The organism is Streptomyces sp. NPDC054847, assembly GCF_053610925.1.
Genome location: NZ_JBSGZJ010000575.1, coordinates 1 through 3,902, shown reverse-complemented (window position 1 = coordinate 3,902; position 3,902 = coordinate 1). Strand labels below are relative to the sequence as shown.

Here is a 3,902-nt window from a genome sequence, read left to right as displayed (position 1 = left end):
CGCGTACGCGAGGGTCGAGTCGCTGGTGGCGATGCGCCCGTAGGCCTGGGCGAAGCCGAGCGCCGCGGCGGGGTCGGAGCCCTTGGCGGCCACGGCGACGACATAGCTGGTGGAGGCGTACTCGGGTGCTTTGAGCAGGCCGTAGGAGGCACCGCAGGCCGTGCCGAGCAGGGCGCAGACCGGCAGGGGCCACCAGACGGACAGAGTGATCTTCGCGAGGCGGCGGAACCGGCCGCGGGCGGCGGGCTCCTGCTCGTGCGTCTCGGTCATGGGAGTGCTCTCCGGGTCGGGTCGGGATGGAAATGCTCCGGCCGGTCGCGGTCCGGCCGGGCGGTGTCCAGGGCGTGCGCGTACACGTCCATCAGGAGGCGGCTGCCCCGCGCGATGTCGTAGCGGCCGACCGCGCGGGGCGGCGGCAGCCGGCGGGGGCCCGTGGTCGTCCGGGCGCGCAGCGCTTCCGCGAGCTCTCGGACTCCGCCGTCGCGCAGCCGGGTGGCGCCCGGTGCGTCGTCCGCCGGAAGGTCGTCGACGGCGGGGCAGGTGCTGTGCAGGACCGGCAGCCCGGCGGCGAGGGCCTCGACCACGGCGAGCCCGAACGCCTCTTCACGGGAGACCGACACGAACAGGTCCACGGCGGACAGCAGCGCGGCGACACCGTCGGCGTCGCACTCGCCGACCAGTCGGATCCGGTCGCCCGCACCGAGCCGTACGGCGAGGGCGCGCAGCGCGTCCCGCTCCGGACCGTCGCCGGCGAGCAGCAGCCGGACGCCGGGCAGCGCGGCGACCGCCTCGATCAGAACGTCGAAGCGTTTGCCGGGAACGAGCCGGCCCACGCCGCCGACCACGCAGGCGTCTGCGGGGACGCCGAGCCGCCTCCGGGTGGCGCGCCGCCCGGAGGCGTCGAAACGGAACCGGGCCGCGTCGATGCCGTTCGGCACGACGTGGATGCGGGGGCCGGGGACGCCCCAGTCGCGGAGCCGGCCGGCCACGGTCGGGGAGACGGCGACGGTGGCGGCGCCGAGGCGTTCGGTGGTCAGGTACAGCGCGCGGGTGCCCTGGGTGAGCGGCCGGCCCTCGATCTCCCGCCCGCCCAGGGAGTGTTCGGTGGCGACGGCGGCCCGCACCCCTGCCAGCCGGGCGGCGATCCGCCCGTAGACGCAGGCCCGGTACAGGTGCGTGTGCACGAGGTCGTAACGGCCGCGCCGGACGAACCGGGCGAGCCGCGGCAGGGCCGTGAGATCCGTGTTGCCGCCCATGCCGAGGTGGGTGACCGGCACCCCGTCCGCGCGCAGCCCGGCGGCGACCGGACCCGGATTGGTCAGGGTCACGACGTCGCACTCGGCGGGGAGATGGCGCAGCAGCAGCCGCAGTTGCTGTTCCGCGCCGCCGACGCCGAGGCCGGTGATGATGTGCAGCACCCTCACCCTGCACCGCCGAAGCGCACCGGGCCGAGCGCCGGACTGCGGCGTGCCCGGTGCCGCAGCCGCTTCACCCACAGCCGGGTGCCGCGGTCGGCCTGGCTGATGTGCGTGCGGGGCAGGGCGTACGGGCCGGCCGCCGCGCCGGGGGTGATGGCGCAGGCGTACGTGTAGCCCGCCCGGCGCACGGCGTCGGCGGCGCGCTCGTCGAAGGTGCCGTACGGGTAGCAGAACCCGGCCGGGGCCGTGCCGGTGAGTCGGTGGAGCAGTTCGCGGCTGCGGGCGGTCTCCTCGGCGAGTACGTCGTCCGGGCAGCCCGCCAGGCGGCGGTGGAACAGACCGTGCGAGGCGATCTCGGTGCCCGCGTCCGCGGCGGCCCTGATCTGCGGGCCGGTGAGCAGCGCCCTGCGCGGACCCTCGGGGTCCCACTCGTTGGTGCCGCCGAGCCTGCCGGGCAGTACGAACACGGTGGCCGCGCAGTCGTACCTGGCCAGGAGCGGCAGTGCCGTCCCGACGAAGTCGGCGTAACCGTCGTCGAAGGTGAGGCCGACGAGACCGGCGGCGTCGCCCGCGCTGTGGGCGCGCAGCAGGTCGGCCACGCCGACCCCGCGCAGGCCGCGGGCGCGCAGCCAGCGGAGGTGGAGTTCGAGGCGGTCGGGCGCGACGGCGATGCCGTACGGGTCGGCGGTGGGGTCGCCGACGGCGTGGTACATCAGGATCCACGGCCGGGCGAGGGCCGGGGCGGCGGGTGGTGCCGCGGTGTCAGTGGTCATGAAGCAGCCTCCGTCGTGCGAGTCCCAGCAGGTGTACGGCTTCGGGGGCGCGCAGGGCGCGGGCGGTGAGCAGGAAGACGGCGGGCAGCAGCAGGCAGCCGGCGGCGAGGCTCCGCAGCGGCCCGCCGGTCAGCGGCGCGGCGAGGAGTCCGGCCGCCGTGGCGGCGGCCGCGGCCACCGTGAGCCGTCCGATGCGGCCGCCGACGGAGCGCACCTGGATGGCGACCCCCCGGGACCCGAGGCCGCACAGCAGCAGCAGCGCGGTGGTGCTGATGCCGGCGGCGTTGGCGGCCGCGATGCCGTGCACACCGAACGTGCCGACGGTGACGGCACCGGCGGCGACGGTGACGGCGAGCCCCGCCGCCATCGCGGCGGCCGGGAACCAGGTGGGCCGGCCGGAGGAGAAGAACGGCCGGCCGAGCGCGCCGACGAGGCAGTGGCCGAGGAGACCGGCGGCGTACACCCGCATGACGGTGGCGGTGGCCTCGGTGTCCCGTGCGTCGAACGCGCCGCGCTGGAAGAGCACTTCGATGATCTGGGGCGCGTATCCGACGACGATCGCCGTGCCGAGCAGCACCGTCGCGCCGGCCATGGCGAGGTCCTGTTCGACGCGGCGGCGGGCCCGGTCGCGGTCGCCCTCCGCCATGGCCTTGGCGACGACGGGGAAGGTCACCGTGCACACCATCAGCGACAGCACCATCGGCATCTGGGCGACCTTCTGCGCGTAGTTGAGATGGGAGATCGCCCCGGCGGGGAGCGGCGCGGCGAGGAAGCGTTCGACGAGGACCTGGGACTGGCGGCTGACGGCGAAGAGCACGACGGGGGCGAGGACGGCGGCGCCGAGGAGGGGTGCCCTGGACCGCGGGCGGCGCACCAGCGGCCGCAGCGTCACACGGCGGGCGAAGGCGGGCAGTTGCACGGCCACCATGAGCAGGCCGCCGACGGCGACACCGGCCGCGGCGGCGCGTACCCCCCACACGGAGTGCAGGGCGAGTGTCGTGGCGATGATGCCGGCGTTGTAGGCGACGTAGACACTCGCCGGGCGGAGGAAGCTGCCGTGGGCGCGCAGGGCGGCGCTGAAGTATCCGGTGACGCCGAAAGTGAGGACGGTCAGCGCGGTCATCCGGGTGCAGTCCACGGCGAGTGCGGGGTCGCCGAAGCCGGGCGCGAGCACCCGTACGACGAGCGGCGCGCCGATCAGCAGCAGGCCGGCGGCACAGGTCAGCAGGGCGAACAGCCGTGGGAAGGTGGCGGAGACCAGTTCCCCCACGGGGTCGGCACTCCGGTCCCCGGCGGCCCGCCGGGCGAGGGCATGGCTGAACGCGGGCACCAGCAGCAGGGCCATCGCGTCCTCGATGAGGAGCGTGGAGGCCATCTCGGGGACGGTCCAGGCGATGAGGAACGCGTCGCTCTCCACGCCGGCCCCGAAGAAGTGCGCGATGGTCTGGTCCCGCACCAGCCCGAGCACGGACCCCGCCGCGGTGAGCCCGGCGGTGACCGCGGCCGCCCGGACGAGGAACCGCCCGAGCACGGGCGGTGTGCCGCGCCCCGCGCCGCCCGCTCGCCCGCCCCTGCGGGCGTGCCGCCCCCGCGCCGGGGCGGCGGCCCGGGGGAACGGCCCGGTCGCGGCGCCGTGGCCCCGCCGCGCCGGCGCCCCGCGCGGCTTCCCGCCGACGGCCACCGCGGGCCGCGGCTCGGGGCCTTCGTGGGA

3 protein-coding genes and 1 pseudogene are annotated in these 3,902 nt (G+C 76.3%); all 4 read right to left on the bottom strand.

All coding sequences use genetic code 11. The features are described from left to right. Positions 1–270, bottom strand: a pseudogene (locus tag ACWGH4_RS32585) (lipopolysaccharide biosynthesis protein); the annotation flags it as partial. Beyond that, positions 267–1,424 (bottom strand): glycosyltransferase, encoded by a 1,158-nt coding sequence (locus ACWGH4_RS32580; RefSeq protein WP_453467199.1) that lies wholly within the window; start codon positions 1,422–1,424, stop codon positions 267–269. The gene ACWGH4_RS32580 and the pseudogene ACWGH4_RS32585, both read right to left, overlap by 4 nt. Then, on the bottom strand, positions 1,421–2,191 hold the full coding sequence (locus ACWGH4_RS32575) for a polysaccharide deacetylase family protein (RefSeq protein ID WP_453467197.1): 771 nt from the start codon (positions 2,189–2,191) through the stop codon (positions 1,421–1,423). The genes ACWGH4_RS32580 and ACWGH4_RS32575 overlap by 4 nt, the downstream gene beginning before the upstream one ends. Then, a complete protein-coding gene (murJ, locus tag ACWGH4_RS32570) occupies positions 2,181–3,872 on the bottom strand; it encodes a murein biosynthesis integral membrane protein MurJ (protein ID WP_453467201.1) in 1,692 nt (563 codons plus the stop codon). The genes ACWGH4_RS32575 and murJ overlap by 11 nt, the downstream gene beginning before the upstream one ends. Positions 3,873–3,902 lie beyond the last annotated feature (30 nt).